General features: G+C 76.2%; 2 protein-coding genes. One reads left to right on the top strand and one right to left on the bottom strand.

Translation table 11 applies throughout. The features are described 5' to 3' along the window. Nucleotides 1–1,194, bottom strand: a 1,194-nt coding sequence (locus VR44_RS29640; RefSeq protein ID WP_045950698.1) for an NAD(P)/FAD-dependent oxidoreductase, incomplete at its 3' end; no start/stop codon positions are given. A gap of 168 nt (nt 1,195–1,362) precedes the next feature. Between VR44_RS29640 and VR44_RS29635 the strand changes: the two genes are divergently transcribed. Continuing rightward, on the top strand, nt 1,363–1,674 hold a 312-nt coding region (locus VR44_RS29635), incomplete at its 3' end, for a MerR family transcriptional regulator (protein ID WP_045950697.1).

Below are 1,674 nucleotides of genomic sequence, written 5' to 3'. Positions count from 1 at the left end.
GGCCAGTGCTCCTTGGAGGGAGCCCGTCGCCCGGTGGTCCCCGCAGACGTAGCGGCCCGGGGCGAAACGGGTCGTGCGGGAGAGCGGCAAGGGCGGGGCCATGGCGGGCAGCGCGCCCCGTACCGTGACGCGGTGCACCGGTTCCCAGGTGCCGGTGTCCGTGCCGTACGCCTCGGCGAGGGCGCCGAGGACGGCCGCCTCCTCCACGGGGCCCGGCGCGCCGAGCACGGAGGTCGACACCAGCGCCCTGCCGTCACCGGAGTAGCCGGGCTGCACCTCGGTGAGGACGCACGTGTTCAGGAACCTGCGGTGGGCGTCGACCAGCAGGGTGGGCTCGGGCAGCGGAGAGCGTTCGACGGCGTGGTAGAGCGTCGTGACGGTCCGGCCCGCGGGCGGGGTCAGGCCGGGCAGCAGGCGCGCCGCGGCCCCGGCTCCGGTGGCGACGACGACGGCCCGGGCGCGCAGTTCCCGGCCGCCGAGCACGATCCCCTCCGGCGTCAGCCCGCTCACCGGCGACGAGGTGCTCAGCACCCCCGGTCGCAGGCCGGCGGCGAGCTGGGCCGGCACGGCGCCGATGCCGTCGCGCGGCAGGCAGAGCGTGCCGCGCAGCATGCTGCGCCAGACCAGGTGGAAGAAGCGGGCCGAGGTCTCCAGGGAGTCCTCCAGGAAGACCCCTGACAGGAAGGGCCGGAAGAAGGTCTCGACGAACTCCTCGGAGAACCCCGCGCCGGCCAGGGCGGTGCGGGTGGTGAGCTCGGGACCGGACCGCAGGCGCGAGGCGGGCGCGAGAGCGGCGCGTGCCGACAGGACCCCGAAGGCCAGCAGGTCGCGCGGCGTGACCCGGCCGTCCCTGAGCAGGGCGACCCCGTCGCGCGGTCGCCGCGTGGGATCGGTCAGGCGCAGCCGCCCGCCGTCGGTGTGGACCAGCACACCGGGGGTGAACGGTCGCAGGAACAGGGCCGGCAGATCGAGGCGGCGCCGGACCTGGGGGTAGGAGGTGTTGAACACCTGGAAGCCGCGGTCGGCGGTGAAGCCCGCGACGCGGTCGGTGCGGATGCGGCCGCCGACCGTGTCCGCCGCCTCCACCAGACGCACCCGCAGGCCGGCCCGGGCGAGGTCGGACGCGCACGCCAGGCCCGCGGCCCCCGCGCCGACGACCGCCACGTCGTACCCGTCGTCCTGAGTCCCGGCCATGAACGCCCTCTCTCCGTGACGGTGGATCATTGTCGCCTCCCGGGTCGCCTCCCCGGCGGACGGACGGCTGCCTGCGTGTACGTGTCTTCCTGCGTCGGCCGGGCCGCGGATGCGCCACCCCCGGGCCTTTCCTGGTTCGCATCGTTTCCGCGTCGTAATCTGGGCGGCATGAGCGAAGAGGCCCTCGGCGTCACCACGGGCGCGGTGGCACGGCGTCTGGGGGTGTCACCCACGACGGTGCGCTCCTGGGAGCAGCGCTACGGCATCGGACCGGCCGTCCGGGAAGGCGGCCGGCACCGGCGGTGGATGCCCGCGGACGTCGCCATGCTCGAGGAGATGTGCCGGCTCACCTCGGCCGGTGTCCCCCCGGCCGAGGCCGCCCGTGCGGCGGCGGCCGCACGCCGTCGGCCTGACGCGCGGCAGCGGGGCGGCACTTCCGGGCCCGGGCCGGCGGAGGCGGCCGTGCCGCCGGGTACACCG

Source organism: Streptomyces katrae (genome assembly GCF_000966975.1).
GTDB classification, from domain to species: domain Bacteria; phylum Actinomycetota; class Actinomycetes; order Streptomycetales; family Streptomycetaceae; genus Streptomyces; species Streptomyces katrae.
This window is presented reverse-complemented; position numbering and strand designations above follow the sequence as displayed.